Consider the following 26,788-nt stretch of genomic DNA (forward strand, 5'->3'; position numbering starts at 1 on the left):
CAATGCAGTCGGGAATTGCTGGGGACATCGTGAAGGAGGTTGTCGAGAGAGTGGTTGGAGAACTCTCGTCGGCAATTACAGCTGGTATCAGTGGCTTCCTTGATCAACTCAGAACAGACATAATTGGGTATTTTGAGGGGTTCTTTGAGTGGCTTATTGACCCGATGGTAGGCACACCTTCTCCTGAAGGACCGAATTCAGCAGCCCCTGTCGACATTGCATTTGAGTCTGCGAGTAATGCTCCGTGGGACGCGTTAATCTCGAATATATATTTCGATGGGATTGTTGGGTTAGCGCTCGGCATCCAGTTTTCTGTTCTGGCGATGATCGGGCTTAGATACGGGTCGATGAACCCGGTTATCCGGAAGAAGCTTCTACGCCGACTCGGTGTTGCCTTCCTTTCGCTGTTCTTCTGGCTCCCGGTAGCCTCGCTGGGGACGCAGTTCTTCGATGCGATTGGCCGAACACTGTACAAAGGATCACACACCCCCAAGGAGGCAGCCGCACTAATCAGCTCAGCCCAGCAGATTGCGGATCTCAGCCTTGGGATCTTCGTCGTTCTGATGATCGTCGGACTGTACGTCTACCTCAAGGCGGCGTTCATCTTCATCACTCGGTGGCTGCTGGTCTTCCTGCTGACCCTCTCGATGCCGCTGGTTGCGACGTTCTGGGCAGTCGAAGTCTGGCCGCTGAACCGCTTCTCTGGACTGGCGAAACAGGTCGCCGGCGCATATCCCGGAGTCCTCGCTGCAGGCATCCCGCCTGCGATCCTGATCCGCATGAGCTTCGAGGCGACAAACTGGGGACTGGCTTCTGACCTGTCGCTGTTCATCAGCCTCGTGACGCTGTACTTGGCGGCAAAGTCCCAGAAGGTCCTCATCCAGCGCAGTAGCCGTGTGGCAATCCAAGTCAGCGAACAGGCGCTCGCCGGCGGCAAAAAGCCACTCAAGATCGGTGCGGCGGCTGGTGGCGCAGCGGCGACAGCCGGCGCTGGCGCGGTCGGTGGCCCCGGCGCAGCAATGGCGACGGGTGGCACGATTCGAGCTGCCTCAGGCGCTGCAAAAGGGCGTGTCGGCAGTGCTGCTACGGGTGCCCAGATGGTCCACCGCCAGATGGCAGCCAACCCCGCCGGCATGAAGAGGGGTTCTAGCGGTTCCGGTGGCGGCAGTAGTCCCAACGGCTCCGGAGGTGGCGGCAACAGTGGCTCCAGCGGCGGTGGCTCCGGTGGATCAGGCGGTTCCGCTCCACCTTCTGGCGGCGGCAGTGGCAGTAGCGGGTCTGGTGGCTCACCGCCCTCTGGCGGCGGGAGCGGGTCCAGTGGAAGTCCCCTCAACAGCCGATTCACCAACGGTGGTTCGTCCACCTCGTCCAGCTCGTCCGGCTCGTCCGGCTCGTCTGGTGACTCCGAGAGTGACGACACTCCGATTAGCGAACGCCAGACGAAGATGGAGCGCCAAACCAAGATGGAGCGCCAAACACAGATCAACTCTGGCGATACCAGAGTCTACGAATCTGAGGTTGATCCGCCGTTCTCCGACGATGACTTTGACGAGAACGATACCGAGACCACGGAGTCCGATGAGTCCGAGTCGTACGACTCGCTCAGGGATGTGTTTGCAACTGATGACGATATATTAGGGCCGGATGTGTACCGCGACGGCCTGCCGCACAAGGAGGATGACGACTAATGGCCGACTCAGAAGAAGAGTACAACACGAACATCATCCACGAATCGCTCGGAGATTCGACTAACTTCTGGGGCGACTACACGCTGGGGGAACTTATCCTGTTCCTCATCCCGCCGTTTGGCTTCCTCGTCGCGATGGGGATGCCATTCGTGCCGGCGGCGCTGTTCTTCCCCACGTTGGCTCTCACAGCGGTCGTCGAAGTCTTCCTGTATATCCTACACAAAGTCCGGCCAGATCACTATCGCCTGACTGAGTGGCTGCGGGTCAAACTGTTCTGGCTCGTCAAAAAGCGCCAGTACACTCACGGCCAAGGGAATCAGGATACTCGGCAGGTCACCCGATTAGAGCGGGTTATGCCCCACGGCATTGAGCGCGTCGACGGAGCGTACGTCGGCGCGGTCGAAGTCGAGCCCGCCAATATGTCGCTACAAGATGACGAGAAATGGGACAAAGCCGTCAAGTCACTCACACGCCTGTCAGAGTCGCTGACTGGGCGGGCGAAACTCCACGTCACGACGGCCGAAGTCGACAACGAGTCCCACATCCAAGCGCATATCGACCGACTCGACGACCCCGATGCGAAGAGCCATTCGATCTTCCGGGGCGTCCTCATGGAGTTCGTCAACCGCTACATCGACGACAGCGGCAACGTTGAAACTGAGACTGAACTCCAGCGCAAGTACTACATCGTCGTCTGGGTCACTGATGACGACATTCACGACCTCCAGATGAACAGCGACTCTATTGCGGATTACCTGACTGGGATACCGGTCATTGGGCGGCTGTTCACTCGGTTCGACAGTGACACGCTCACTGACGCCGAGCGAGAGGAGTTCAAAGCCAAGAAGCTCCACGACCGGCTCGAAACCGTCGACAGAGCAGTCAACAATATGTTTCGGTGCCGTAGCCGGTCGGTCAGCCCCCACGAACTGGCGCACTTGACCGAGGACTACTGGGCCTGCGAAACGCGGTCGGAACGCGAGTACGAAGAGGCGGCCTCCGTCTCTCCGGTGACGTACTCCGCGCGAGAACTCATCAAGCACGGCGAGGGTGCCGCAGCCCATGACGCTGCGGAGGGGATGGACACCGACGACGTCGGTGGGACCGACTACGAGGTCGACGAGACCGACTTCGTCTCCCAGTTGCATAGGCCCGGTGAGAACCATCGGTCACTGGTTGCGCCGACGGATATCGAGTGGGAAGCCGACCACGCCCTCATCGATCAGGAGACGTACACCCGGTGCTTCTGGATCGAGACGTATCCCGAGCATCCGACGAGTGGGATGCTGGAGCAACTGCTGCTGGATACGGACCTCGCTGTGGATGTCTCAATCCACATCGACCCATACGACGCTGATACAGCAGTGTCGGTGATGAAGGAGTGGATTTCCTCGCTGAAGATGCTGCAAAACGATAAGGGGGAGCTGGAAGCGGAGGATATCGAACAGGAGGTCAACCAGGCAAAGTACATCCGGCAGATGGTCCGGCGCAACCACACGTCGCTGTTCCGTGTCGGGGCGTTCATCCGGCTGACGGCTGAGACCGAAGAAGACCTCCGGAAGCAAACGAACCGGCTCGAAACGCTGCTGCGGGACTCGCCGTCGAACTGTGGGGTCAAGCGAACGACCCGCCGGCAGGAAGCAGGACTGGTGACCGTCTCGCCGATCGGGGCCAACGAACTGGGCCAGAATCGGCTTTCTTCGATGACCGGGGAAGCGCTCGGGTCGCTGTTCCCGTTCTCGTCGAACTACCTGCGGATGGAGGACGGCATCGAGTACGGACTGCACGGCCACAACGACTCCTCGCTGTTGATCGACCCATGGGATCTGGAAACCGGCCACTCGGAGTTGGTAACTGGGATGCCCGGCGGCGGGAAGACCCACGGCACGCAGGCTCGGGCGATGCGGATGCTGAAAAAGCGGTCGGACGTCAAGCAGATCTACATCGACCCGGTCGGGGATATGCACGGCAGCGCACAGATGCTGGATGCAAAGACCATCACGATCAGCGGTGAGACGCCGCTGAACCCGTGTGAGATGCATCCGACGCCTCAGCATGTGCTCGAACAATCCCCGGATATGCAGCCCGTCTCAGCGAAGAAAGACGAAGTGTACGGGGTCATCGAGAACTTCCTCCAATCTCGGGATGTCGATCTGGAGATGCACAGCGGCCTGATCACGTTCCTGATCGACAAGATATTCACTGAGTCCGATATCGACCCAGCGGACCCGTCAACGCATACGCCAGAGAACTCACCGAACCTGAGTGACTTCTTGGAGGTGGTTGACCGCCTCCAGGAAGAGCCGGGAATGTTCCCGGGAGCGACGACGGAATCTTCCCAGCAGAAAATCCAGCAGTACGCAAACGAACTCTCGATTGCGCTGCATCCGTTCCGCCCGGGGAGTACGTTCGGCAACCTCTCGAAAGAGTCGGACCTGCGGCTGATCGACGACAGCAGCAAGGCCGTCTATCTGGACCTCCAGCAGGTCGAAGGCTCGGGTAGTGGCCTCGGCAAGCAGTCGTTCATCATGCAGTTGCTTCTGAGCACGCTGTACCAGCAGGCGAAAAATATGCAGCAGAAGGTCGAGATCATCATCGACGAAGCTCACTACCTGTTCAACGACGACGCGAACTTGGAGTCGCTGAACCAGATTGCGCGGCACCAGCGCCACGCCGGACTGCGACTGGTGATGCTGTCCCAGACGCTCTCTGAGTTCGAGGACAAGGGCGCAGCCGAGGAAATCGCGGGAATGTGCCCGATCAAGGTGCATCATCGTGAGCCAGAGCTAGGCGACGAGACAGCAACAAGCGCTGGACTGACGGACGAACAGCAGTCCTACATCCAGCACGCTGAAGCTGGGAAAGAGTCACTGGGTGACGGCCAAGGCTACTCACAAGCGCTGGTTCGCGTCGACGAACATGGCGATTACCCGCTGACGATCAAGACGTCGTGGGAAGAAAAGCAGATCATTGACCTCGACGCTGACGCGGAAGATGCGCTCGACGTTGTTGCTCACGAGGCCGACTCCCGCGCTGCTGACTTCGAAGAGTTCGTACGCTCGAAGGCAGTCGAGCAAGAGCTAACGAATCACGGATTGTCCCCTGAGAAGGCTGAACACGTCCTCAACGGACTCAGCGAAGAGGAGTTGGTGGACGCGGTGTCTGTGGCACTTGACCAGACACAGCCAGAAGCAGTTGTCGCTGACGGTGGTATCGAGGCAGAGACTGATGCGGAGTTTGACACTACGGAGTGATTCACATGAATGACATAATCTCGCTACGGATGAGTGCAGAAGAGAGAGATCAGATAGTACGGCAGGCTCGGAAGGTAGATGAAGACCTATCGGAGTATATCCTGAAAGCCACGGAGCAACGCATTGCCCGTGAGTTGCACGATCAGCGTGCGGAGGAACTGGGTCTGGAACCAGAGTTGGAACAGATCGCTGAGAGTGTGACAGAGCAAGTGAACAAGGCAGCAGATATTGAGACAACTGAAGAGTTGGCTTATGAAGTAGCTCTCTGGGACTTGATTTCGACAGACTACTCCTCAGAGGAGCGTGCTATTGCGATGGATGAAGCGACAGACAAGCTACAGGAAGAGGTAGACAACGTCCGTAACAAGGAGGGTCAAGAATGAGTGAGAGAACTGTCATTCAGATCTATACGACTGACGAAAATCGGGAGTGGCTTGAACAACTGGCCGATGAAGAGGACACGTCAATCTCGGAGTATGGTCATGAGATGATCGAGGATCACATTGACCGTGAAACTGGGGAGCGTCAGTACGGCCGGTATGGAACTGATACTGAGATAGAAGTCATTCTGGACTCTCTCAAGGAGGAACTGGGAGAGACTCTGGACCAATTTGAGTCTGAAACACTCGAGGAAGTACGGCACATCCAGAGAGTGCGGACAGCGTATCTTATCTCGATCTGGAAGCTGATTAAAGACGACTACTCTACTGCCGAGCAACAGCTTGCGATGAAGTTTGCTGAACGGTTCACTGGACAGGAGCTCAACACCGAGTCCGAAGCAATTCTTCCAAGGGAAAGCAGTAGCAGCGAAGATGGACAGGGGTCCGCCGGCGCAGTGGGTGATGGCGCATGATCGTAGAAACGGACTATCAGCAGAGCGGAGCAGGGAACCTCGTCGATTATATTCGCCGTGACCGAGACCAGGATGCCGGAGCGACAGTTGATCTACGGAACCCGGCCGGCCGAGAACTGTCCGACCCAGAAGTAGACCGATTTGTCGACAAGAGTCGAGAGTTCGGATTCCAGCGGCATCTGATCGTCTCGCCAGATCCTACTGGACAGTATTCTCCCCAAGAGGTTCAGACCAACACTCGGGACGTAATGAACCAAGAGTTTGCCCGCCAGCCGACAACCGACTATGTGTATGCTGTCCACCGGGATACAGACTTTCCTCATGCACATGTCGCAGCTACTGGGAAGCAGGCAGAGCTGGAAATGGATTTAGAAGACATCCAGAAACTCAGTGAACGGGCGGAAACCGCGTTTGAAGAACCGGCTCGAACGCGAGACCCAACGGCTGCCGCCAGTGATTCTCCGGAGGACATCGGTCGGGTCGTGGATCAAGAAGCACGGGAGCAGTATCATGAGGAAGAACTATCGCTGAACCCCGAAGCGGAAAAAGCGCTCAAACGGGCGACTGAGAAGAGTCAGCAGAAAGACGTCGGACATCCCACGGCTGAGAAAGCGCGCGATGAGCGCCAAACTGAACCACTCTCAGAACGTGCTGCGGAGAGGGCCGAAGAACAGGCAGCAACTGAACGCGAACCCGAAGTTGATCTTGAACGCGAGCAGGAACCCGAACGCGAAGTTGGGTGGTGGCAGTGAGTTCTAGTTCTTCTGCACCACCAGGCCAACGCTCTGGCGAGGTGCCGAATAGCCTCAAGTACGACAACGTCGTCGGGTTCGTCTGGGCCGGATTTATGCTGCTGTTCCCGCCGATGATCGTCGATAGTGACAAGGTCCTTCCGAAGCGGTTCTGGGCGTGGCGTTACATCTACCTCGGCTTTGGACTCATCAGCACGGCGTTCTTCTACGACGTGCTTGTCCAGACTCCCAGCGCAGCGCTGTTGTTCCCGTTCGCACACGTTCTGGCTGCCATCTCGGTCGGGACACTGTTCGCTGACTTCACCGTGCCGGGGCTATCGCTGCCGATGGTCTCGTACTCGACCACAGTGATCCTGTATGCCATCTCAATCGGTATCGTGTTCTCCGGGGAACTGCTCCGCCGGACCTCGCCGGAAATGCTCGCGATGAACCAGTGGGACCACGACGACGGAGAGTCCGTTGTCCCGCTGGAAGAGGTCTCTCACGAACACGAAGAGGCCGAAATGCCGTTCACGCTCGATCAAGATGTCTCTACAGCCGTCGTAGGGGAAACCGGGAGCGGGAAGACGTCGATGATGAAGCTGCTGGCCTACCAGTTCCCGTACTACAGTAACACGGCAGTCATTGCCCACGATACCGGCGAGGACTTTCAAGAGTTCTACGCCGATCTAGGCTTTGAGGTTCAGCGCATTCGGCACGAAGACAGCGATGTGGTCTGGAATCTGTTCAAGGACGCCGATTCAGAGTCGGACTTCCGCGAGGTCGCCGGCGCGATCTTCGGCGAAGCCGACGGCCACGACCCATTCCATCGGCCCGCCAAACAGACCTTCGCGGAGATGCTGATGTACCTGCATCTCAGCGCGAAAAAGAACAGTCGCCGTCACGCGCTCTGTCACGCCGATATCGTCTCACTACTCAACGAGGGCCACATCGCGCTCAAGAAGGCACTGGACGAGTTCGACCGGCTGGATTCGGGTCATATCGACCCTGACAAGGGCAAAGGCGCACAGAACGTCTACCAGACCATCAAGGAGAACGTTGACCCCGTCTTCACCGGCGACTTCGGGGACTACGGAGAGTTCTCCCTGCAAGAGTACATCGAGAACCCGGAAGGCCGAGTCCTCATCATCGACTCGAACCCAACGGAACTGGAAACGCTTGGGCCGATGTACCAACTGCTCGTGGACTGGTCGATCCGCTACGCGATGAATGCTTCAAACCCGACGGTCCACATCCTCGACGAGATTGACGCGCTGCCGGCGCTTACTCAGGTGACGAATCTTACGGCCCGAGGCCGGAAACACAAGGCTCGGGCACTGGTCGGAGTACAGACAATCGGCCAGCTCAAGGACACGTACAGTACGATTTCCGGGATTGTCGGCAACTGCCCGCAGGGAGTCTACTTCGGTCCGGGTGACACTGAGTCGACGGACTTCATCCTCGACGAACTCGGCGAGAGTCGGCAGTATGACCGCTCCGAGATGGTGTCGATGAGCCACCAAGGGCGCGGCGAAAACCCACGAACGCAGGCTCGGGACACGTACAAAGAGAAGGACAAAACGCCGGTCACGTCCGGCCTGCTCCGAGACTTCCAGCCCGGTGAGTGCGTTGCCGTCTCGCGGACGACGTGGGTCCACGGACAGTCCTACGAACTGGCCGGCGTTCGCGATAGCCTTCCGGCACAGGGTGCGGAGTCGCCGGGCAGTTCGGAGCTGGAACCCACTGAGGATGACACCGACATCGAGAGTGACAGCTGGTTCTCGTTTACTCGGGCCCGACTTGATGATGTGCTCTATGGGTCACTTGGTGATGACGACGACGATGAGTCCAGAGAGAGTGGCCCGGATCGTGACTCCGAAGTCGAGCCGACTGCCGACGCGACAGATGGGGTGGGCGACGACGAGTCGACCGACCCACTCGACCAGACAACAGCAAACACCGCCGTCACGTCACCGGATACAGACCACCCAGATGTATCAGATTTAGAGGGTGACTCTGGTGGCGCGGATCAGGACCAACAGCTGCCCGATGACGATGGCGACCACTCCCCTGAGACGGTCTCAGGTCCCAGCAGTGACGAGACGGACTCTGCTGAGAAGGAAGAGAGTGAATCGCCTGATGAATCGGACACGGAGACTGATACTGACAAGAGTGAAGAACGGGACGAAACTGAGGCAAGCGGAGAGCGACGCAGGCCATCTGAGTTCATGTGACCTACATCAATTTCCCCGTGTTCTAATTATAAGAAGTTCTATATATTTCTCATTTCCGTGACGTGGTGGTGCTTCTCTACAAGTTGGTAACCGGGTCCTGTCGAGACTGTAGCACTCGATTTGTATCAAAGTTATTGAAGTTACTTTCTTCGGACTATTCTATATGCGAAATTGCAAGACGGCGTCGGTAATTTGCCAATCTGAATCACGGTGAATCACTCAAACACAGCGACGAATCATCAGCAAATCGCAGGACGGCATGGGTATGAATCGCCCAGAATCGGATACAAACTACACTCTTTACCTTGTCGTGTATATCCCGGCGGAGGCGCGAGAGACATAAGAAGAAAAACATAAGAGATAGAACAAAGGAAGAGACAGTGGATCGCGGAACCTACCCAGAGCGAAGACTGGTACACTCACCCCGCAAGGAAACCTATCGAGTTTCAGATAGAAGTCGCCTCACTCCCCGGAGCCGTATCGTGACTTGGACGCGGCGGGCCAGCCCCACCGAGCATCATGCGAGTCCACTGTGCCACGCACGTCGTCGGCCACCGACGTCCAGGGCCACGCCGATCACGACCACACTCGAGTTGAGCCAGCGCTGGCAGACCCACGCTCGACCCTCGCTCACTTTGGCCTCCTCGTGGCGCACAATCCGACAGTCACCGGCCGGCGATCACACCACTTTGTCCGGAGATTTGTGTCTGATTCCCAACAGTTGCAACACGCCTTGTTTTCGCATCTTTCAGTACCGTAGTTTAGTATGGCATTCAGCCGGGGACTGTCCGATTCCCGGCGGGGATCGCGCCCGCCACCGCAGGCACGATTGGACCGGCGTGAGGCGCGCGACCGCGCCGAGCGCAGCGCCCCGTCGTCCGAGTGAGCACCAGCGAACGAGGACAGGACAGACGAGCATCGCGAGTCTGTCAGTGGCGTCGCGCGCTGGGACGGGCCACCAGCCATCCAGCCCCAGTTGCGCCCGGGCTGGCAGACCCACGCTTGCGATCTATCCGGGACTCTGTAGGACTGTTACCTCCTCAGGTGTCAGTCGATGAGTCTGGCCAATATAGAGCTTTTTGAGCGGTAACGGATCAGTCTGAACCGCCCCGTTCTCATGCCACAGTCATATTTTCCCCAGTGCAACGGCTCTGCATTAAATAACGCTTGGTTCTGAAGGGCAGACAAAGTTGTTGACGAACTCCCTATCTATAGACAAGTAGAAAACCATCATTCGTAGACATTTTACTCATATGAAGAGCGTGTCATACAATATCTCTACCATTCACAATCATGATATCGAATAAAACCAATAACTGACGAAAACACGGACATATATGAATAAATAAGTACATAAACGCAGGTAGAAGGTGTGAGATGTATTCTATGACACGCTATTCCGGATAAAACTAAACCACGACTCTCGGAGCTATTTTATATGGAGCTCGTTTCAGTACTATCAGACAAAGCACGCTTGTGTTGTTGATGGTGGACACGGATATTCAACTGCTGGCTTGTCTCTGAGGATAGAACTCGTCGTTCGGTTACAGATATCTGACGCCGTTCCTAGAATGCCAAATCATATATCTTTGCAATATCGTGGTGGTGTAGATGCCTCAAGATGAGATTGGTCGGCGGAAATTTTTGTCGTCACTCGCCGCAGTGTCGGTCGCGTCTCAAATTGGACTCCGCAAAGGCTTATCGAATCAGCCCGGAGACGATACGAAGCCAAGATTTGGGCCGCCAATCGAACAATCATGGACAGTCGACCATGACAGTGAACACGCTGAGATTGGGGCAGTTCGTGAAGACGCTCTGTATGCGACGTTTATGAATGGTGGACGTGATGCAGAAACTGAATTAGCTAGAATTAATCGATATACCGGGACAAAAGAGTGGTCAGAGACAATTGATTCCTACGTTTACCCGCCTATCGAAAATAATGGTCGAGTCTACTTTGATGGGTATCAAAAGGTCTACTGCTGGGACGCATCGACTGGTGAAGAACTTTGGACGCGCTCGCTTGACGGAGACCTCATTCTCGTTGAGTCAGTTAATGATTCAGTTTTGGTGACCACCCACTTCATTGAGCAGACGCGCGCCCAAGGCGTTGTCGGCGATGGGCTGACAACTGGGAGGCTCCTCTCACTAAATCCAGTAACTGGAGAAACAAATTGGACGTCTACTTCAGGGATAGCGATTAGATCACCTGAGATTGTGGAAAATCAAGTATTCGCAAATGAGACTCAATTTGTCGTCAGCGACGATACTGTTTTTAGAGAGCAAGGCCGATTAGTTTCGTTCGACAGTGAAGACGGGTCCAGAATCTGGGAATCCGAACAGATCAATCCAAGGTATTTTTCTGAAACCGGTGGAGAGTTGCTCGTCAACACCACAAATGATGATTTTGTTATATTCGAATTGGATGGCGATATACGTTCATTGGACTTAGACTCTGGAAATGACTATTATTACACAGAAGACCGGTTCTTCATAGAACGACTTGAGGGGGGGCTGGCTGTGTACAATCATAGCGGCAACGAACTCACTGAACCACTATACCCATCGACAGATATTGAGCGCGTGAGTAGTGGAACAGATGGAGACTTGCTTTTGCTAGGAACTGCGGACAGCATCATTGCTATTGACTTGGAGGATTTGGCCGAACGATGGCAGAAATCACTCCCCTCCAGTCCGCAGGGCATCACTTCGCGTCGGGAACTTGTGTTTACACATTACGATAATAATCAAACTGAAGCCCTTGATGCACACACTGGAGAGACTGTCTGGCAAGATGAACTTGCTAGTGTGAACCCGTTATCATGGAAAGTACACGATGGATTTCTCTACGCATATGATACGGAAGCACCGATATATGGATTCAGTGGAACTCGTGGGCGGGCACTAAGTGCTGTCAACTCGGCCGAACTGAATGGAAATTCAGCTAGCGGTACTATCGCAGGCATCTTAGGCTGGCGGGATAAGATTGCAAATGCCAACACTGCAATCAGCAATGGAAATTATGAGCGGGCGATAGATCTAATTAATCAACTAAGACGGCGGCAAACTGGTATTCAAGGCTTGCTGGCATCGGGCGGTATATCAGGTGCTTACGCCGCAACAAGAGTTCTTGGAGGGAAGATCCAGCAAGCTCGGCTTGAATCCGCGATTGAAGCAGTCGAGTCTCGATACCCAATTGAAGATGGCAAATTGAGTGGAGCCGAGCCGACGAATTTACTTGCACAGGCTCAAACTGCTAATTCTTCATTGGACTCGTTGTTCCCAATAAAACTCCGAGGTTTACTTTCAAACGACTATACGGATCTTATCGCCAGACTGAATGAAATAGCCGATCGGCGTCAGGATCTTGTTGAGACTTCTGAAACGCTCGCAAGCGTCGACGCAAACCTTCTTCCAGAGTCTTGGGTTGCAGACTTGCGTGATGCAATTAAGAACGGGCATATCAGACAGATCTCCGAATTGGTCTTCCAGATCTCCAAAGCAAATCGGTTGTTCTCACAAGTGGGCGAGTTCACAGAGACTGTTGAGCAGTCCTCACTTTCAGTGTCGACTGCCAACTACTCTGGCCTGCTCAGTCAGGAGTTAGGAGATAGTGATAGCATCTTCGACACAATGTCGCTAAGTGACGTGTTGGGTGTGCTTAGTGACGGTATCGTGGCCTATGAATCTCACCGGCATACCCTCGATATATTCGATCTTGCATATGTAAAATCTACTCTTGTTGCGGCTCTTGAAGAGCCGCATAATCTAGAGAAATCGACAATAAATGAAATCAACAACTTCGACGCTCTGCTCCAAGCTTCAGCAACTTTTGAAGAGAACCTATCAAAAGTCAACTTCTCGCAGGTAGATCCGTCTCGGGATGCGTGTGTAAGGCGCGCTATGTCACTGTTTGAGAGTGGTGATGTTGATGCTATGCGTGAGATCGCAGAGGATATGAACCAATTACACGCTGGTCGCTGGTCGCAGTCCGATTTTTTCACATTCTCCCCTATCGAGTTTGAGTATCTTACCGCAGCGCTGTTTGATGATATGGGATACGAAGTGGCCGTCACCGATGAACAGGGGGACAAAGGTATTGACGTGATCGCTAGGAACCACATAGAGGTACTGGCAATTCAAGTAAAACAATACAGTGAGGGAAACAATATCGGCCGGCCAACGATACAACAGACGATTGGTGCGATGGCGCAGGTTGGGGCCGATAAAGCGATGGTTGTCACATCGTCAGGGTTTACTAACTCGGCACGTCAAGCGTCACAAGAACTTGGGGATGCAGTTGATTTAATCAACGGTGGAGCACTTGTGCAGATGCTGAGCGAGTCTACTCTCTATCCATCAAGTAACGCTTCGCAGTATCAATCTCGTGCGAGTGCCAGCAGGTCAAATTATAACCGAGAGTCTGGTCGGTCCAGCAATTCACAAACAGGTTCAAAATCAGATGGGATGTTGACGCAGGAAGCCTACGAAATTCTCGATATCGACCCACCAGCTTCTGAGGACGAGATACAGACCCACTATCGTCAAAAAGTAAAGCAGACCCATCCTGACACTGGTGGTGATGAAGAGGATTTCAAACAAGTCCAGAAAGCCTACTCACTTCTCATAGACGAATAGAAGGCGGATATGTGAATACCCTTCTATCACATATTCCAATTTCTGTCTGATAGCAAGATTTACAGCTAGTTATTCGCGTTGTCAAGCTCTTGTTCCCATACTCTGAAGTCCCCACCGGATGTCGATTACTTAATGACAGAACATGGTCAGCCGGTATTTGAAAGCCTTGTATGCCTTTCTTGTGAACAGGACGCCAGTCACAAGGCCATCGTTAGTAGAGAAAATGGACAGCTAATTGGCGGGCTTTGTCTTGAGTGCACCCGTACCGATGACTGGTCCGAAACCGATAATGAATGTTCATACTGCGACGACCAGGCACACTACAATCTCGAACCAATCGTTCCCCATGCAGACCGCGAAGAGCTGTACACTTTTGAGGCGACTGAGGTGCATTTAGTGTGTGAAGACCATTTCCAGAAACTCGTGGCGACATAACGGCTCACACTCCTCTCGAGGAGCCAACTGGGTGATATGAGGAATATTCGAGTCCCATCAAATAATCATACATTTTTGCCGGGGCGGAGAGTGGATTCAGTGGATTGTAAGATTGCGGATTCAATCCCTGTCCGGAACAGAGTCTCGTTCAGTTCCATGATGAACACCTTCTTGCAGCGTGGACAGCGAATTTCTCCCATTTGAAATATCATCTTCCAGCGACCCTGTCTGGCCGCCACTCGCCTGCGGACACACAAAATCGAGGTGTGTCTACCCGGGATACCGGGCCCGGAAAGAAACTAACCAACAACTCCCCCAGAATGCGCTGACTTTGTTGGTTAAGACGAAGACGCCTCCACTTACTGTCAAGAGTGGTTCTCGTCCACTTCCCGGCGGCAGGCCGGGATCGCGCCCGCCACTGCAGGCACGATGGACCGCCGCGAGGCGCGCGAGAGCGCCGAGCGGAGCGCTCCGCTGGCGTCGCGCGCTGTCGCGACCCACCAACCACCCAGCCCCAGTTTCTCCCGGGCCGGCTGGCCCACGTCCACGCACACACCAGGACATCGGCCCGCTCACAGCCCCCACCAGACTGACCCACGTTGACGCGCTGGTGCGGTGGCGTGCCAGTCCGTGCGCGCGGTTGTCTCGCCGCCGCCCGGTGTGCCGGAGGCGGCGGCGAGGCCGCGTGCGCGAGCACCGTCGCACCGACCGAGGAAGCCCCCCGCTCGATGGGGGACGCCCTCGCTACCGGGCGTCAGTCTGCGGAGTGGACCATGCCCTGATGAGTGGCGGCCCCATGCTCGGTATCGAACAGGTCCGAACATCCGGGTTCAGGACAGCGGGCCTTCCCGAGCGTCACGGCGACCGCGCGGTCAGAATCCCGCTCGTTGGCCCACTGATGGGTGTCTGATTCTGCTTCCCACGACGCCGCCGTTCGACTATCGCCGGACGAACCGAACGAGCCGCCCCCGTGTCCGGTGGGCGCGGGACCGTCGCCGCGCTCGATGATGCACATGAGCGTGTCGCTCGTGACCGCCACCGTCTTGATACCGTTGTAGTCGTCGGGCTTGCCTCCGGAAATCCGAACTCTGTCGCCCTCGTGGAGCGTGCGCACCATCTCGCCGCCGTGCATGGACTTGCCCCAGACCGTGACCTTCGCGCTCGTGCCGTCGTCGTCCTCGATATAGAGGACTTGGTACTGGTTCCGCGCGTCTGGCTCCGCGATGATGTGGGTCACTTCACCCTCAACCGTACACTCGTAGCCGTAGGGACTCACCTCGTCGATAGGCGTGGGCACTTGCAGGTCGTTCTGGGCCTCGTTCAAGACGGTAAAGGAAGCGTCATACAGGCTGTTACAGTCGCCCATCTGCCCGGACACAAGGGCCGCGAGTCGGCGGCCTGCTGCCGCTCGTGACAGACTGGTTTTGTCTGCCAGCGTCGCGGCCTGCTGGTTGACTCGCGCCAGCGTGTCGCGGTCCATCCACTGCCGGGGGTCAGCCGGAGAGCGGAACCCGTCAGCCCGTCCGGTTTCCGCGTCGGTGAGCTGGCGAGCCGAGGCTTCGCGGTCGGCACCGTCGACGTGGGCGCGTGCGACCTCGGAGTGTCGGGCTTGCTCGGCTTCGCGTCCGTGGCGTTCTTCTTGTTGTTCCAGCGTTTCGCCAAAGCGCCGGTCCGGACCCACCTCGGTCGAGCGCGTCCAGTCGTAGTCGTATGCCTCCTCCTGACGGGCGTAGAAGTTGCCACGGCTATCGCTACCCCGATTCATCCTGAAATCGAGTTCGTCGCCGTTCTCCGTCTCTGCGACCGCCTCTAGAAGCTGTTCGGGGCCACCCTCGACGTGGGCCGAAAGAGAAACCGTCTGGTTGCTTGCCGATGCTTTCTTACCGCTGGAATTGCTAGCGTACATTGTCTTTCGTCCATCACAGAAAGACACTTGTCGGGTGTGTCAGCACCCGATTTCTGCGGCGTGAAACTGCCCTGCCAGCGCCGCGTGCGTCGTGTCTTTCCGTACTTAATGGCATGGGTGCCGGCTACTTAAAGGTAACGGACCCTTTGGATTGTTTCAAGTGCAATATTCGGGTGTCTGAGTGGTTTCTAAGCGGTGTCTTGTGTTTTGCGTTTCGAGGGAGAATAGTATATAAAGGCTGTCGGTGGTTGACACCCCGGCGGGCGGTCCCATCGTGTGCGGTTGCGGTGAGCCAGCATCCCGCGCGGCCAAGCGAGTGCCGGATGGGTGAAAGCCCGGCAGCGCAACGAAGTGAGCAGCCCGGAACACAGCGACTGCAAGGAGCGTCCTCGTTCCGGCGAGGGAGCGCCGGCCGCGAGGGTTCCTCACCCGGATCGCGCGTGACTCCGACGCGTGCGTTCGATTCTGCTGTGCTGAGCCGTAGCAGTCGGGTGGGACTGAAAGGGGCACGCCGCTGGCGCTTGCCGTGGTCGCGTCAGCGGCCCCTATCCGCGTGCGGTTTGCGCGGATATGTCGCTGAGCGACCGCCAGCGGCGTGGGGCTTTCAAGGTGTGCTGGTCCGACACCGAGTCCGTCGTCGCGATACCGTTTGGAGTGGTGCCGTCGAAGCCAGCAGTCCCGTCAAAGTCGGTAGTGCCGTCGAAGCCAGCGCCACGAGTCCCGCCACCACCAGTCTCACGAGTCCTGCCAGCCGAACCGTCGGCTCCCTCGACACCGTCACGAGTGCCACAGGACTCGACTCCAGTGCCAGCAGCGCCAGAACCTCCCGCTCGCTACACACGAGACACACGCCACCCGAACCCTCTCCGCCGGCCATCGGTCCACGCACCGACTCCAGCAAGAGCGAGCGTGCCGCCCAGCGGCGGCCGCCCGGCGGTCAGACGACACACCAGCCAACCACCTGTATCTGTCCGGCCGTCAGTCCCACGCCGACACACGCTCGTCTCTCGCGCTCTCAGCCAGCCCGCCAGCCCCACGCTGCTATCCACCAGTCATCCGAGGGTGTCATACAACGCTCCTAGCTCCTCTAGGACTCTTTCAACAAATAGCCAGTACAGCTACTGGTAGAGGATTAGAGCTATCAGAACCCTGTCAGTAGATCTGTGCGGGACACAGAGCGTCGTATATGCAGCACAAGTTCACGTACCATCCTTTAGCTAAGAGAAGAATCGCGTGACAGCAGCGGCTTATCGAGGCTTCTTTTCGAGAGGAATGAGGAGGCGACGGCTGTGCACACCAAAGCCTCCTCATCGAGAATCATGCGTCGGCTCACTACACTGTTTCCCTCCGAGTTCCTCGAAGAGCACGCCGAGGAACTCGGCGTGGTCGAGCGTGAAGGGAAGCTTCAGATACCAGTCCTCGTGTGGGCGCTCGTGTTCGGCTTCGCCGCAGGCGAGAGCCGAACACTCGCTGGCTTCAGACGCAGCTATAACTCGACAGCTGATGAGACGCTCTCTCCCGGTGGCTTCTATCACCGGTTGACGCCGACGCTGGCGGAGTATCTCCGCGACCTCGTCGAGCATGGTCTCGACGAGGTCGCTGTTCCCGACACTGTTGGCGCTGATATCGACCGATTCAAGGACGTGATGATCGCTGATGGAACGGTACTGCGGTTGCACGAGTTCCTCTCTGAGGAGTTCCAAGCCCGTCACGAGGAGCAGGCTGGAGCGAAGCTCCACCTGCTCCACAATGCCACCGATGAGACGATTGAACGGATCGACGTGACCGACGAGAAAACGCACGACAGCACGTTGTTCAAGACGGGTTCGTGGCTGCAAGGACGGCTGATTTTGCTCGATCTGGCGTACTTCAAGTACCGCCGCTTTGCGTTGATCGACGAGAACGACGGCTACTTCGTGAGTCGGCTGAAAGAGAACGCAAACCCGGTGATAACGGAAGAATTACGGGAATGGCGCAGCCGCGCCATTCCCTTGGAGGGCAAACAGATCCACGATGTGGTCGATGATCTCTCGCGGAAGTACATCGACGTAGAGGTCGAAGCGGAGTTCAAGCGAGGACAGTACGAGGGAACTCGATCGCTGGACACGAAGCGGTTCCGCGTCGTCGGCGTCCGCGACGAGGACGCCGACGACTACCATCTCTATATCACGAATCTGTCGAGAGAAGAGTTTCTCCCGGCAGATCTAGCAACGCTGTATCGGTGTCGATGGGAGGTAGAAACCCTGTTTCGTGAACTGAAGACACAGTATGAGTTGGATGAGTTCGACACAAGCGACCCGGCTGTCGTGAAAATTCTGCTGTACGCGGCGTTGCTGTCACTGCTGGTGAGTCGTGAGCTGTTGGATCTGGTCACCGAGCAAGCTGCTGATGAGATCGTGTTTCCGCCGGAACGCTGGGCGGCGACCTTCCGGTCGCACGCCCAGCTCATCCTTCACAAACTCGGTGAGTACCTCGGCTACTCGCCACCGCCGCTGTTGGAGCGGTTGATCGAAGATGCACAGAAGATCCACCAGCAACGACCGATCCTGCAAGAGACGCTCGCCACCGCTACGCAACCGAGGTGTGAGTCTTAGCTAAAGACGAATGGTTCACGTACATTTGAGGTTTTGTGAGATGCTTACTTCCCGGCTGTAGCGAGTACTGACCCCGCTCTCAGATTATACCCAAGCGTATATCGGATAATAAAGAGAAGCTATGATATGGACTCAAAGACGTTCAAAGGTGAGTGGTGGGCGCCTGATGACCCTGAGGAACGGGTAGCTGGCATTATCGAGTATATGCCGTCAGGCGGCAACGCGGAATTATTCGGAGTTTTAGGAACTGATCTTGAGCTCGGGAGGGATATTCCAGAACGACCAATAGATGACCTCCACCAAGGGATTCTACATGGAGAAACAACCGACGCCGAACTCATTACAATTGCAGATGCGGTTGTTGCTGAAGAGAATAATCCAGATGTGCTGAGTGACGCCGGCATTTCCACCACTCGTTATCAATTTTCGCGCATTTATATTGGGGAACACTTCGATACGGAACCAGCGTTTTCACAGTTTTCCGTCAGCTTTGACGGATTAGCGGAATGGTTTGGGGCATCTAGAGTCGAGATGGAAGTGCCAGATGAAGAAGATTTAGATGAAGTAAATCTCAAATTTTATGTCAAAGAACATAAAGAAATCAATATTGATTTGCAATCTGCACAACTGACGTTTTTTATATCTCCTGGAGTCAGCAGCAGTAGTCAGGAAACAACGCTCACAGAAAGTGTCTCGATGAATATTTGTTTAGATGCTGAATTGACTTTTAAAGAGTTCAGGAATGAATACTTGCAGCCGCTTCAGCGTTATATTGCTCTTGCCACAGGTGCGCCAGTACAACCGACTTCAATTACCGGAATCGATTCGTCAAACGTCCAGGGTGTTTCAATTCTCACGAATATCCCTGAGTTTGCACCCGGCGACCGCTCTGTTAGTCCTGTGGGGATATTATTCAAACCGGATGAAGTGAATTTGGAGCAGAGTATTCAGCACTGGTTTGCGAATGAGAGCTCAGCGGAATATATGTTTAATTCCTACTTTGGGATAATCTACAACTCACAACTGTATCTGGAACATGAATTCCTCTCACTTGCAGTAGCGTTGGAATCCTATTTCGGTCATAAATTTCCTGACTACGAGCTGATGGACAGCGGGGAATATAGAGACCTGAGAGAGGGCATTGTAGACGGAATTCCAGACGACGCTGACGCAAAGGACCGAATTGAAAACCTCCTCATCAGCATCGGCAACCTACCTTCGTTTAGTAATAAGCTGGAGTTGGTAATCGATGAATTTCATCAGGTGATAGAACTATTTATCGACTGGGACAGTACCCTTTCCCAAGTGACTGACATTCGGCATGACCTTGCACATGGACTTGGGAGAGATTATACTAGCAAACAGGTAGCGATAGCCAGATACCGACTCCAGCTTATTATCGAATGTATTTTATTAGATATTGCAGGCATTGAGAACGAACATAAAGCAAAAATACTGATTCAAAAGTACCAAGATGCTGATTTTGTTGATTTCGACCCGGACAGACCGCCTCAGGAATAGATCCGGCTTCGCTTCTGGACCATATGAAATGAACAAAGGCCTCAGTATTCCTCAGCAGGGCGAAGTTCAGAATCAGGTCATCTTGTAGAAGTCGATGGTGAACTAGTACGGCTTCAGTCCTGAACTGCTAGATTTAATCGGTAGACAGCTTGAATCGTGTATCTAGCGATTCACGGCTGAAGCGGAACTAGAGTACGTTGCTCAGTACCGGTTAGACACTATGCTTTCTGTCGAAATTAACTTATGCCGGTGTGACTGCTGACTATGCGAATTGTATCTTGTACGGCAATTAGAATCTCTATTTGAGCTGGTAGAAATCTCAACAGTCAACTCGAACACTTCTGGGCAGGCAGTTCTTTCTCAAGAGTGTTGAACCAAACTACCCTGTGAACTGTTTTATGTCACCATAACCTGGCATACCTCTGTTTCGCCCGGCCGTCTGCCCCACGCTGAGAGGGACCGACTGCCAGCGCGAGTGCAGTCGTGTCCCTCTCGTCTCCAACCGCGCGCGACCCCGACGTGCGCGTCGTCACTCCCCGGAAACGCAGACCAGCGATTCTACATGACTTGCTGGTGGCCCTCGGCGCAGGTGACGACAGGCTCGGTGCGCGGGTCACGAGCCCGTGGGTCTGCCTCGACGTCGACAGTCTCGGTCTTGACAATATCTGCGTCGCAATCCTCGTTCGGGCATGAATCAGGAGTCTCCAACATTCGTGTTCCTCACCCGCCAGGGACACACAAAATCGGGTTCGACGAAAACTGACTGCCGCAGCTCTCCCTCAGAAGTGAACGTCGGCGGGGACGATCCAGAGGGTATCACTCTCGTCCAGAAGCCGGTCAAGCTGCGTCCGATCGCGAATCCCGCATCCGTGTTCCCCGTACAGTGCAATCTCTGGACCCTTGGCGGCTCCGACTCTCTGGAACGCACATCGAGCGAGGTCTTTGTCGCGCATAATCTCCTCGTCTGAGAGCTCGCCGAGGGCGTCTTTGACCGTCTGGAGATTACGCTCGAACGCTGACTTCGTTGTCTCCCAGCCATCGCCAAGGAGTTCTTGCCCGGCCTCGGAGTCGACCGGAGCCGCGGTCGGACGCTCGCCCCACCGGGATTTGCCTGCGACCGTGGAACTCTCGTCGAACGTGACGTAGTAGTCGAACACTGCGTTTGAGTGCCTGTCGACGCCGACTAGGTTGTCGAAAACGCCTTTGCCAGCGGCGAGTGCTGCGTCTGCTGTCGATGCCTCAACGAGCGCGTAGATGAGCATATGCATTGGTAGATCGTGACCTGCCGGCGCTCCACGCACTGCAGTCAGTGTGACGCCGGCACCCTCGTCGGCACACACAAAAGTACGCTACACGAAGCCGGTCTGACATCGAGCCCCGCTCTCGAAGCTGGAGTCTTGCTTACAGGAGACGAGTGAGGGACTGCTTGAGACGACCCTTCACGCCGGATGATGCGACGACTTCAATCTCGACGACACAAGAGCACAGCAGCAACAGCTCGCCACACGCGGGGCATTCCTCGTAGTCGCACAACCGATGATGTATCTCGCCGTGCTCGACACCACACGCAGGACACGACTGGTCGCGCCACCGTTCGAAGTCGACGGTAACGGCCCGTTCGTTGCTCTGGAGGACTTGTAGCTTGTACGTGAGATACTGGCTGCCCTCGCCCCACGGAATCGGGTCGGAAGCCACCCCATTGACGTAGTAACGCTTGTCGACACACGCCGACGCTGACCGTGGCCGGCGGCAGTCGGGACAACACATCTACCTGTCACCCCGGGGACGGCCCTGAAAGACCTCGCCGCGTTCCTGTGCCTGTCGATGCTGGGCAAGGGCGTCTTGCTGGTCGTCGGCTTCGGTATCTGAAGGCTGTTCGTCGACGGACTGCTGGTCAGTGCTCATGATCGGGAAACCCCTCGCCCGGCAGGGGGTCACAAAATTGGCAGTGCGTACAAGCAACTTATAGAAGTCACTCAGGCCTCAGCGACGTCCCAGACAGACAGATGAGCGCTGGAACAGACGCCAGCGTGACGCCCGACGGCCATACACGCCCCGTATTCTCCGTCGACACACACCACTTAATAGAGATCAAAGAGGATGAGGGGCTTAGGGATGCTTGAGATTAGAGGAAACAAACACGTACGTTCTGCTGTGCGACTGCTGATATTACGTGAATGCGGTCTTTGAGAGAGATTCTAGAATATCTGCGTCGGCACTATCCTCCACTGCCACTTTCGCAACTAAGTGTGCGGGGTCAGCGTTTCGATATATCCAGTGCTCCTGACCGTTACTTAGAATGCCCCAGGCTGCATCGAAAACCTTCAGATACGTGTACAGCTGCGATTCCTTCTGCTGTAGGGTTGTATCGAACTTCTTTGCCTCAACTACAATATCCGGACTGTCACTGCTAGGAGCGAACAGGGCGTAATCTGGTCTCTTCCCAGTCTTCTCATCGACATATTCCATCCGAAACTCAGCGTTATCGTACTTGTCCCACCCGAGAGCCTGTAGGAGAGGTGTGATGAGTTTTGCTTTTGTCTCTTCCTCACGAGGGGTATCAGCCATTCCTCCCAACGCCCGAGTAGCATTGCTAGCGTACTGTTCCATTGTTTGTCTCGTCTCAAAGGGGTCTGTATCAAGCAAGTCCTCAGACCTCTCAACTGCAACGCCCTCCATGTATAGATCAAAAGTAGGTGATTTCCTGCCGTTGGACTCTTGCTGATCTAGTTTAATGATGCCAGTAGCAGTGACATAATCACCGGCGGATATATAGCCGGTAATGTCATCTTCGATGTTTACGCTAATAGACTCCGGGATGCTACCATCGGCAAGGTCTTTTAATGAGTCTTGAATCTGGAGCTTTTGAGCATCGATGAACTGGGACTGATCGGTGTTGAGCCGGAACGGTCCTTGGCGTTCACAGCCCTGACAGTCGTGCGGTTCCTGAAAGTCGCCGGCAACTTGGGGAATGCGCGTAAGTGTGCCACAGCGCTGGCACTCGAAGGCTGCCTCGATAACCTTCGGTTGTGTATCGGTTGCCTCTCGGACGATGCCCGTGATTGCAACGAGGTTGCCGTGGTGCTCATGGCGGAGGTCACAGATATTCTCGGAATTGGGGAGGTTCCGAACGCGGACGTGGGCCTGCCCGAGTGAGACATCAACCGGGAGGTCGTACAGTCGAAGCGCTTCTTCGGCGTATTCCTGAATCTGTTCGGGCTTAGCTTGGTAGTCGTCAGCTAACTCTGGGTCGAAATTAGAGAGGTCGTCCCAATCAACATATAGTGACTTCTGCTTTTTCGGATACTTCTGGGCCAGCTCGCCGATCTCGTTCCGATAGTAGTCGCGGTAGAATTCATCAAAACGGTCGATGAGTTCTGTGTTCTCAGCTGTTGCCATATTTGCTGTGTGATTGGGAATTTAAATAGTGTTTGGAGTTGGAAATGAAGACGAATGTGAGTTGGTTCTATGCTATGGAAGGGCACAATCAATAGAATCCATTCTCATTCTGGACGTGGCTCGATCGCCTCGGTCATAGCACTGCTAATGTGTGCCAGCCCCGGACAATATCTCGTTTAGCCCCTGAGAATATGGACATGGATTGACAGCCCGCCGTCGGACTGGACGCTAACGAAGCCGATTGCACGTATCTGCTACGCCTGTGACGGTGGGTTAGGGTGGCTGAGAGTCTCGACGCGGCCACGGGCCACTTGGGCGATCACCGACGACAGCAAGCGACAGGCGTGCGAGCAGGCAATTGCTGAACAGGGCTACGACGTCATGGTGTGGGATCGGCGGCTGGCGTTACCCTCCGATGCGACTGAGCGGTTTCTGGTGTGGCTTGGCGACCCGACGCCCGCGAGTGCGTACAAGTAGGCACTTGAGCGTGACGAGTACAAGCGGCGGCGTGGGGGGGTGTAGGGCGGGCTACGGTCAGTAATTTTAGGGGGGTGACCGAAACTGAGCGTATTGTGCTCATGGGTAGACCAGCGAAGAGTTACTCCACGCTATTCGTGAAGTCGCCCCGGAGAAAGTACCCGACTAGGGCGGTGTATACGACCCCGAAGAGGACGCAGGGTGGACCAGTATCAGGGGGCTGACACCCGTTTTCATCCAGCCTTCGTAACCTCTTATACCACCGGGTACCGGGTGTGGTCGGCGTGCAACAAATTACCCCGAAATCCGGAACAATTGTTAAAGACTAAGTACTGCCTCAAATCGTTGAAACTGCCATTCACGGGGTTGACAAGAGATGAACAAAACAGCTTCGCAAAAAGTGTGAAACCCAACGGGGCTCTTAAAGTCAAAAGTGACCTACATATTAACCAGATTACAAGTAGTATCTCGGAAAGTTTAGGTCCTTTATCTCGAGTAATATTATATTAGCTACAAAAATGGGAGACAAGTATCCTTCTGATTGGAACACTCGCCGTAAAAAGGTCTACAAACGGGATAATCACCGATGTAATAAATGTGGTGCCCGCGGTGGGCCACGAGGTAGTGTCGAACTCCATGCTCATCACAAGACACCAATTTCTGAAGGCGGTTCACACCGGTTTCGTAACCTAACTACAGTCTGTAAATCATGCCACAAGAATATCCACGGACACGGCGTCGGTGGACGTAGCTCTTCAACCACCGACAGTGAAGATGAGATTGACCCAGTGGCTGGGGCAATTTCAGTTGGGCTAGTTGTGTTAGTGGTGTTTTTAGGAGTGACGTATGGAGCAGTTGTACAGGTATTTCCAGCAGGGCAAACAGTCAGCGAAGAGTATCATATTGCGTATCACAGTGACACTGAAGACCCGGACGGGTATGGTCAAGAGATTCGGTACGACGTTGGTCAGCCGTTAATCCTAAAATATGAGCTTGCGGACAATGTGATATCTGAGAAGGACAGCACCCGATTACGAGTGAGTGTCCATAACCCAAGTGAGAATTACCTCAGAGGTCAACTTGACGTGCTTGGACACACCAACTACTGGCTCAAAGGAGAAATCGCTACGTTCGACTTTGATTTGGCACCAGGAGAAACAGCCTCGACAAGTGTCTCCTTATCTGGCAGCGAAATGGTTGCAGACAGTGGTGTAGGACAGAGAAAGACAACATTCGGTGCTGAGGCGCATATTTTTACCAATCCATATAGGGTAACCAGTACCCAAGAGAGTGATATATTGGCTGAGAAAATGAATCTAAAAGTCCGAAAACCGTTACTGTCCCGTCTCGGTTTATATTGGCTTATCTTTTTGAGCCTGTGTTTCACAGCCGGTGGATACCTCTTCCGGAAAAACAGAGACAACTAACAGATTTGCTTGAGACGAAGCGCTCGGGCAGCTCGCCGGACACGCTGGCGGTTCTCGACTGTGCAGCGAACAGTCTTGCTCATGCGTTCAGCCCCCGAGCGAGATCATCGACGAGTGAGCCTCCGACGTGAGGGCCGACGGCCCAGCCGCGTTCGTCTTGCGTGTACTCGCACCAGCCTGCGAGTGTTTCATACGGCGTCTCGGCGAGTTTGACCTTCTCGGCTTGGGCGTCGCTGACGACGACGGCCACAGCGAACTCATAGCTATCCCAGTAGTGTGCCGCGCCTTCACCGTCGATGCCCAAGAAGAGCGGGCGGTTCTGGGTGAGCAGTTCGCGGGCGGTACGGTCAGTACAAACGAGCTACCCATTAAAAAGATTAGACATATATCATGTGAAATTTTAGATGCTGTCGAGCATTTTTTCGCACTGGTGAGTTTCGAGCAGTACAACTGTCCAAACTGCGGCGCGAGATTGAGCTATCAGACGACGAAGCACAACGGCTGTTCGAACTGTGGTTTCGTTCCGCCACACAGCGCTGAGTGACGAATTTGGTCGGGGTTACAGGCGCAATATGCATATCCACTGGGCGGGTATTTCTGGTGAGATGGTGAGCAACAACCGACGGTCAGAAATCAACCGATAGTCGGCTAACCAACAGTCACAGGTATTGGTAAGCTATTGTTGGTTAGCGCTTTTCGCTACACTGTCGCCGCCACGTGCTGATACTCCGCCTGCGACGGCGTCGGCTGCACCGTCAGCCCGGCTAGCGCGAGGTCCCAGAGCACTTCGGGCGGCACACCCTCGGTCTCGCGAAGGACAGCATCAAGAAACTGCGAACACTGAGTTAATCGCTCGTGGTGATCTGATCAGTATAGTAGAAAGACGGAACACACTATGAAAGTGGTTCTACTGGTTTTAAATCGGAAACCGTAGTGTAGATTCATACGAGGGTAGTTCAGATGGGTCTACGAACTACAATCGGTGTGGCGTTCATTATACTGTCATATGTGGGTGTTTTCGTGGCCCTCCCTCCGCACTGGATGCCGTGGTTAAGCCCGGTGGGGCTGTTTGAAAATGTATTCGTCATACTTGTTGGGGTTCTTTCAATGGTGTTCGGAGCGACGCAGGCCACATTTGAGCAGGCTCTGAGTCGCCCGACGAAAAGAGAGCGATTCACTCTCCCGGTGGGAGGAACACTCGCTGTAGTGGTTCCAATTCACCTGTATCTCATTTTTGCTGGATCCGGCCCGCTTGCCCCGATGTTTCTCGCTATGTACCTCCTTGCGGGTATTGCAGGTATCATCACAGCTTGGTTTGCCAGCAAACGGCCATACTGAATATAAGTAGGCATATTGACCAGCCGATTCACCAGCAATCGATTTGGGATCAGTCGCCCAGAGAACTGTTCTACAACACTCCTAACTAACCAACACTGGGCCACTGTCTCCACCGAGTGTTGGTTAGTGAACTACCACCCCCGGAAGTCCAAGAAGGGGTACATACCGGTCACCCGCCACTTACAGGTACATACTCACGCCATCATGGGACCTGTCTCTAACAGGTCCCGGCGCGGGGTCGCAAGCTGTCAGGAGTAGTCTCAAAACCATCGCAACCCATGCAGGGCATACAC

Annotated in this window: 19 protein-coding genes and 1 pseudogene; 11 read left to right on the plus strand and 9 right to left on the minus strand. The window is 55.0% G+C overall.

The window, feature by feature from the left end; genetic code table 11:
• Nucleotides 1-2 precede the first annotated feature (2 nt).
• From AV059_RS03110 to AV059_RS21370, 7 genes are all read left to right on the plus strand, one after another.
• Entirely contained in the window at nt 3-1,688 is a 1,686-nt protein-coding gene (locus tag AV059_RS03110; protein ID WP_058992265.1) for a hypothetical protein, read from the plus strand.
• The gene (locus AV059_RS03115) at nt 1,688-4,942 is read left to right on the plus strand and encodes a VirB4 family type IV secretion system protein (RefSeq protein ID WP_058992266.1); all 3,255 of its coding nucleotides are present in this window, start codon (nt 1,688-1,690) and stop codon (nt 4,940-4,942) included. The genes AV059_RS03110 and AV059_RS03115 overlap by 1 nt, the downstream gene beginning before the upstream one ends.
• 5 nt (nt 4,943-4,947) lie before the next feature.
• Nucleotides 4,948-5,325: a hypothetical protein gene (locus AV059_RS03120; RefSeq protein ID WP_004966056.1), complete on the plus strand. Its 378-nt coding sequence runs from the start codon at nt 4,948-4,950 to the stop codon at nt 5,323-5,325.
• A complete protein-coding gene (locus tag AV059_RS03125; protein WP_058992269.1) occupies nt 5,322-5,795 on the plus strand; it encodes a hypothetical protein in 474 nt (157 codons plus the stop codon). Before AV059_RS03120 ends, AV059_RS03125 begins: the two co-directional genes overlap by 4 nt.
• On the plus strand, nt 5,792-6,547 hold the full coding sequence (locus AV059_RS03130; protein WP_058992271.1) for a relaxase/mobilization nuclease domain-containing protein: 756 nt from the start codon (nt 5,792-5,794) through the stop codon (nt 6,545-6,547). The genes AV059_RS03125 and AV059_RS03130 overlap by 4 nt, the downstream gene beginning before the upstream one ends.
• A gap of 95 nt (nt 6,548-6,642) precedes the next feature.
• Complete coding sequence (locus AV059_RS03135; protein ID WP_228841721.1) at nt 6,643-8,760, plus strand: type IV secretory system conjugative DNA transfer family protein; 2,118 nt, start codon at nt 6,643-6,645, stop codon at nt 8,758-8,760.
• A 1,611-nt stretch (nt 8,761-10,371) separates the two neighbouring features.
• On the plus strand, nt 10,372-13,398 hold the full coding sequence (locus AV059_RS21370; RefSeq protein WP_079990709.1) for a restriction endonuclease: 3,027 nt from the start codon (nt 10,372-10,374) through the stop codon (nt 13,396-13,398).
• An 800-nt stretch (nt 13,399-14,198) separates the two neighbouring features.
• On the opposite strand, the gene AV059_RS21835 is transcribed toward AV059_RS21370, so the two are convergent.
• Together AV059_RS21835 and AV059_RS03145 are read right to left on the minus strand one after the other, a co-directional pair.
• Nucleotides 14,199-14,387 (minus strand): hypothetical protein, encoded by a 189-nt coding sequence (locus AV059_RS21835; protein WP_154020980.1) that lies wholly within the window; start codon nt 14,385-14,387, stop codon nt 14,199-14,201.
• 200 nt (nt 14,388-14,587) lie between these two features.
• Complete coding sequence (locus AV059_RS03145; RefSeq protein WP_058992277.1) at nt 14,588-15,739, minus strand: SOSS complex subunit B family protein; 1,152 nt, start codon at nt 15,737-15,739, stop codon at nt 14,588-14,590.
• 1,319 nt (nt 15,740-17,058) lie between these two features.
• On the opposite strand from AV059_RS03145, the gene AV059_RS03150 reads away from it, so the two are divergent.
• Together AV059_RS03150 and AV059_RS03155 are read left to right on the plus strand one after the other, a co-directional pair.
• Nucleotides 17,059-18,333, plus strand: a complete 1,275-nt coding sequence (locus AV059_RS03150) for an IS4 family transposase (RefSeq protein ID WP_058992308.1) — start codon at nt 17,059-17,061, stop codon at nt 18,331-18,333.
• Between the two features lie 126 nt (nt 18,334-18,459).
• A complete protein-coding gene (locus AV059_RS03155; protein ID WP_058992279.1) occupies nt 18,460-19,854 on the plus strand; it encodes a HEPN domain-containing protein in 1,395 nt (464 codons plus the stop codon).
• Between the two features lie 558 nt (nt 19,855-20,412).
• Here AV059_RS03155 and AV059_RS21840 read toward each other — a convergent pair.
• The 6 genes and pseudogenes from AV059_RS21840 to AV059_RS22720 all read right to left on the minus strand — a co-directional run.
• Nucleotides 20,413-20,565: a hypothetical protein gene (locus tag AV059_RS21840; RefSeq protein WP_154020981.1), complete on the minus strand. Its 153-nt coding sequence runs from the start codon at nt 20,563-20,565 to the stop codon at nt 20,413-20,415.
• A 68-nt stretch (nt 20,566-20,633) separates the two neighbouring features.
• Complete coding sequence (locus AV059_RS03160; RefSeq protein ID WP_058992310.1) at nt 20,634-21,122, minus strand: hypothetical protein; 489 nt, start codon at nt 21,120-21,122, stop codon at nt 20,634-20,636.
• Nucleotides 21,123-21,255: 133 nt separating this feature from the next.
• Nucleotides 21,256-21,621 carry a hypothetical protein gene (locus AV059_RS03165; protein ID WP_058992281.1) on the minus strand — a complete coding sequence of 122 codons (366 nt, stop codon included), beginning with the start codon at nt 21,619-21,621 and terminating at the stop codon, nt 21,256-21,258.
• Nucleotides 21,622-21,759 (minus strand): hypothetical protein, encoded by a 138-nt coding sequence (locus AV059_RS22235; protein ID WP_195156612.1) that lies wholly within the window; start codon nt 21,757-21,759, stop codon nt 21,622-21,624.
• Nucleotides 21,760-22,023: 264 nt separating this feature from the next.
• On the minus strand, nt 22,024-22,464 hold the full coding sequence (locus tag AV059_RS22715) for a type I restriction endonuclease (protein ID WP_369815285.1): 441 nt from the start codon (nt 22,462-22,464) through the stop codon (nt 22,024-22,026).
• Between the two features lie 21 nt (nt 22,465-22,485).
• A pseudogene (locus AV059_RS22720) lies at nt 22,486-23,253 on the minus strand (hypothetical protein); the annotation flags it as partial.
• A gap of 995 nt (nt 23,254-24,248) precedes the next feature.
• Here AV059_RS22720 and AV059_RS21380 point away from each other — a divergent pair.
• On the plus strand, nt 24,249-25,157 hold the full coding sequence (locus AV059_RS21380; protein ID WP_079990711.1) for an HNH endonuclease: 909 nt from the start codon (nt 24,249-24,251) through the stop codon (nt 25,155-25,157).
• Between the two features lie 79 nt (nt 25,158-25,236).
• Here the strand turns inward: AV059_RS21380 and AV059_RS03175 are convergent, their stop codons facing one another.
• Nucleotides 25,237-25,488 (minus strand): hypothetical protein, encoded by a 252-nt coding sequence (locus AV059_RS03175; RefSeq protein WP_058992283.1) that lies wholly within the window; start codon nt 25,486-25,488, stop codon nt 25,237-25,239.
• A gap of 629 nt (nt 25,489-26,117) precedes the next feature.
• Here AV059_RS03175 and AV059_RS03180 point away from each other — a divergent pair.
• The gene (locus tag AV059_RS03180) at nt 26,118-26,495 is read left to right on the plus strand and encodes a hypothetical protein (protein ID WP_154020982.1); all 378 of its coding nucleotides are present in this window, start codon (nt 26,118-26,120) and stop codon (nt 26,493-26,495) included.
• The last annotated feature ends 293 nt before the right edge of the window (nt 26,496-26,788 follow it).

Source organism: Haloarcula sp. CBA1127 (assembly GCF_001485575.1).
Lineage (GTDB): Archaea > Halobacteriota > Halobacteria > Halobacteriales > Haloarculaceae > Haloarcula.

Coding starts and splice junctions, on each gene's coding strand:
- AV059_RS03110 (WP_058992265.1), top strand. CDS start 3: ATGCAGTCGGGAATTGCTGGGGACATCGTGAAGGAGGTTGTCGAGAGA.
- AV059_RS03115 (WP_058992266.1), top strand. CDS start 1,688: ATGGCCGACTCAGAAGAAGAGTACAACACGAACATCATCCACGAATCG.
- AV059_RS03120 (WP_004966056.1), top strand. CDS start 4,948: ATGAATGACATAATCTCGCTACGGATGAGTGCAGAAGAGAGAGATCAG.
- AV059_RS03125 (WP_058992269.1), top strand. CDS start 5,322: ATGAGTGAGAGAACTGTCATTCAGATCTATACGACTGACGAAAATCGG.
- AV059_RS03130 (WP_058992271.1), top strand. CDS start 5,792: ATGATCGTAGAAACGGACTATCAGCAGAGCGGAGCAGGGAACCTCGTC.
- AV059_RS03135 (WP_228841721.1), top strand. CDS start 6,643: ATGCTGCTGTTCCCGCCGATGATCGTCGATAGTGACAAGGTCCTTCCG.
- AV059_RS21370 (WP_079990709.1), top strand. CDS start 10,372: ATGCCTCAAGATGAGATTGGTCGGCGGAAATTTTTGTCGTCACTCGCC.
- AV059_RS03145 (WP_058992277.1), bottom strand. CDS start 15,739: ATGTACGCTAGCAATTCCAGCGGTAAGAAAGCATCGGCAAGCAACCAG.
- AV059_RS03150 (WP_058992308.1), top strand. CDS start 17,059: ATGCGTCGGCTCACTACACTGTTTCCCTCCGAGTTCCTCGAAGAGCAC.
- AV059_RS03155 (WP_058992279.1), top strand. CDS start 18,460: ATGGACTCAAAGACGTTCAAAGGTGAGTGGTGGGCGCCTGATGACCCT.
- AV059_RS21840 (WP_154020981.1), bottom strand. CDS start 20,565: ATGTTGGAGACTCCTGATTCATGCCCGAACGAGGATTGCGACGCAGAT.
- AV059_RS03160 (WP_058992310.1), bottom strand. CDS start 21,122: ATGCATATGCTCATCTACGCGCTCGTTGAGGCATCGACAGCAGACGCA.
- AV059_RS03165 (WP_058992281.1), bottom strand. CDS start 21,621: ATGTGTTGTCCCGACTGCCGCCGGCCACGGTCAGCGTCGGCGTGTGTC.
- AV059_RS22235 (WP_195156612.1), bottom strand. CDS start 21,759: ATGAGCACTGACCAGCAGTCCGTCGACGAACAGCCTTCAGATACCGAA.
- AV059_RS22715 (WP_369815285.1), bottom strand. CDS start 22,464: ATGGAACAGTACGCTAGCAATGCTACTCGGGCGTTGGGAGGAATGGCT.
- AV059_RS21380 (WP_079990711.1), top strand. CDS start 24,249: ATGGGAGACAAGTATCCTTCTGATTGGAACACTCGCCGTAAAAAGGTC.
- AV059_RS03180 (WP_154020982.1), top strand. CDS start 26,118: ATGGGTCTACGAACTACAATCGGTGTGGCGTTCATTATACTGTCATAT.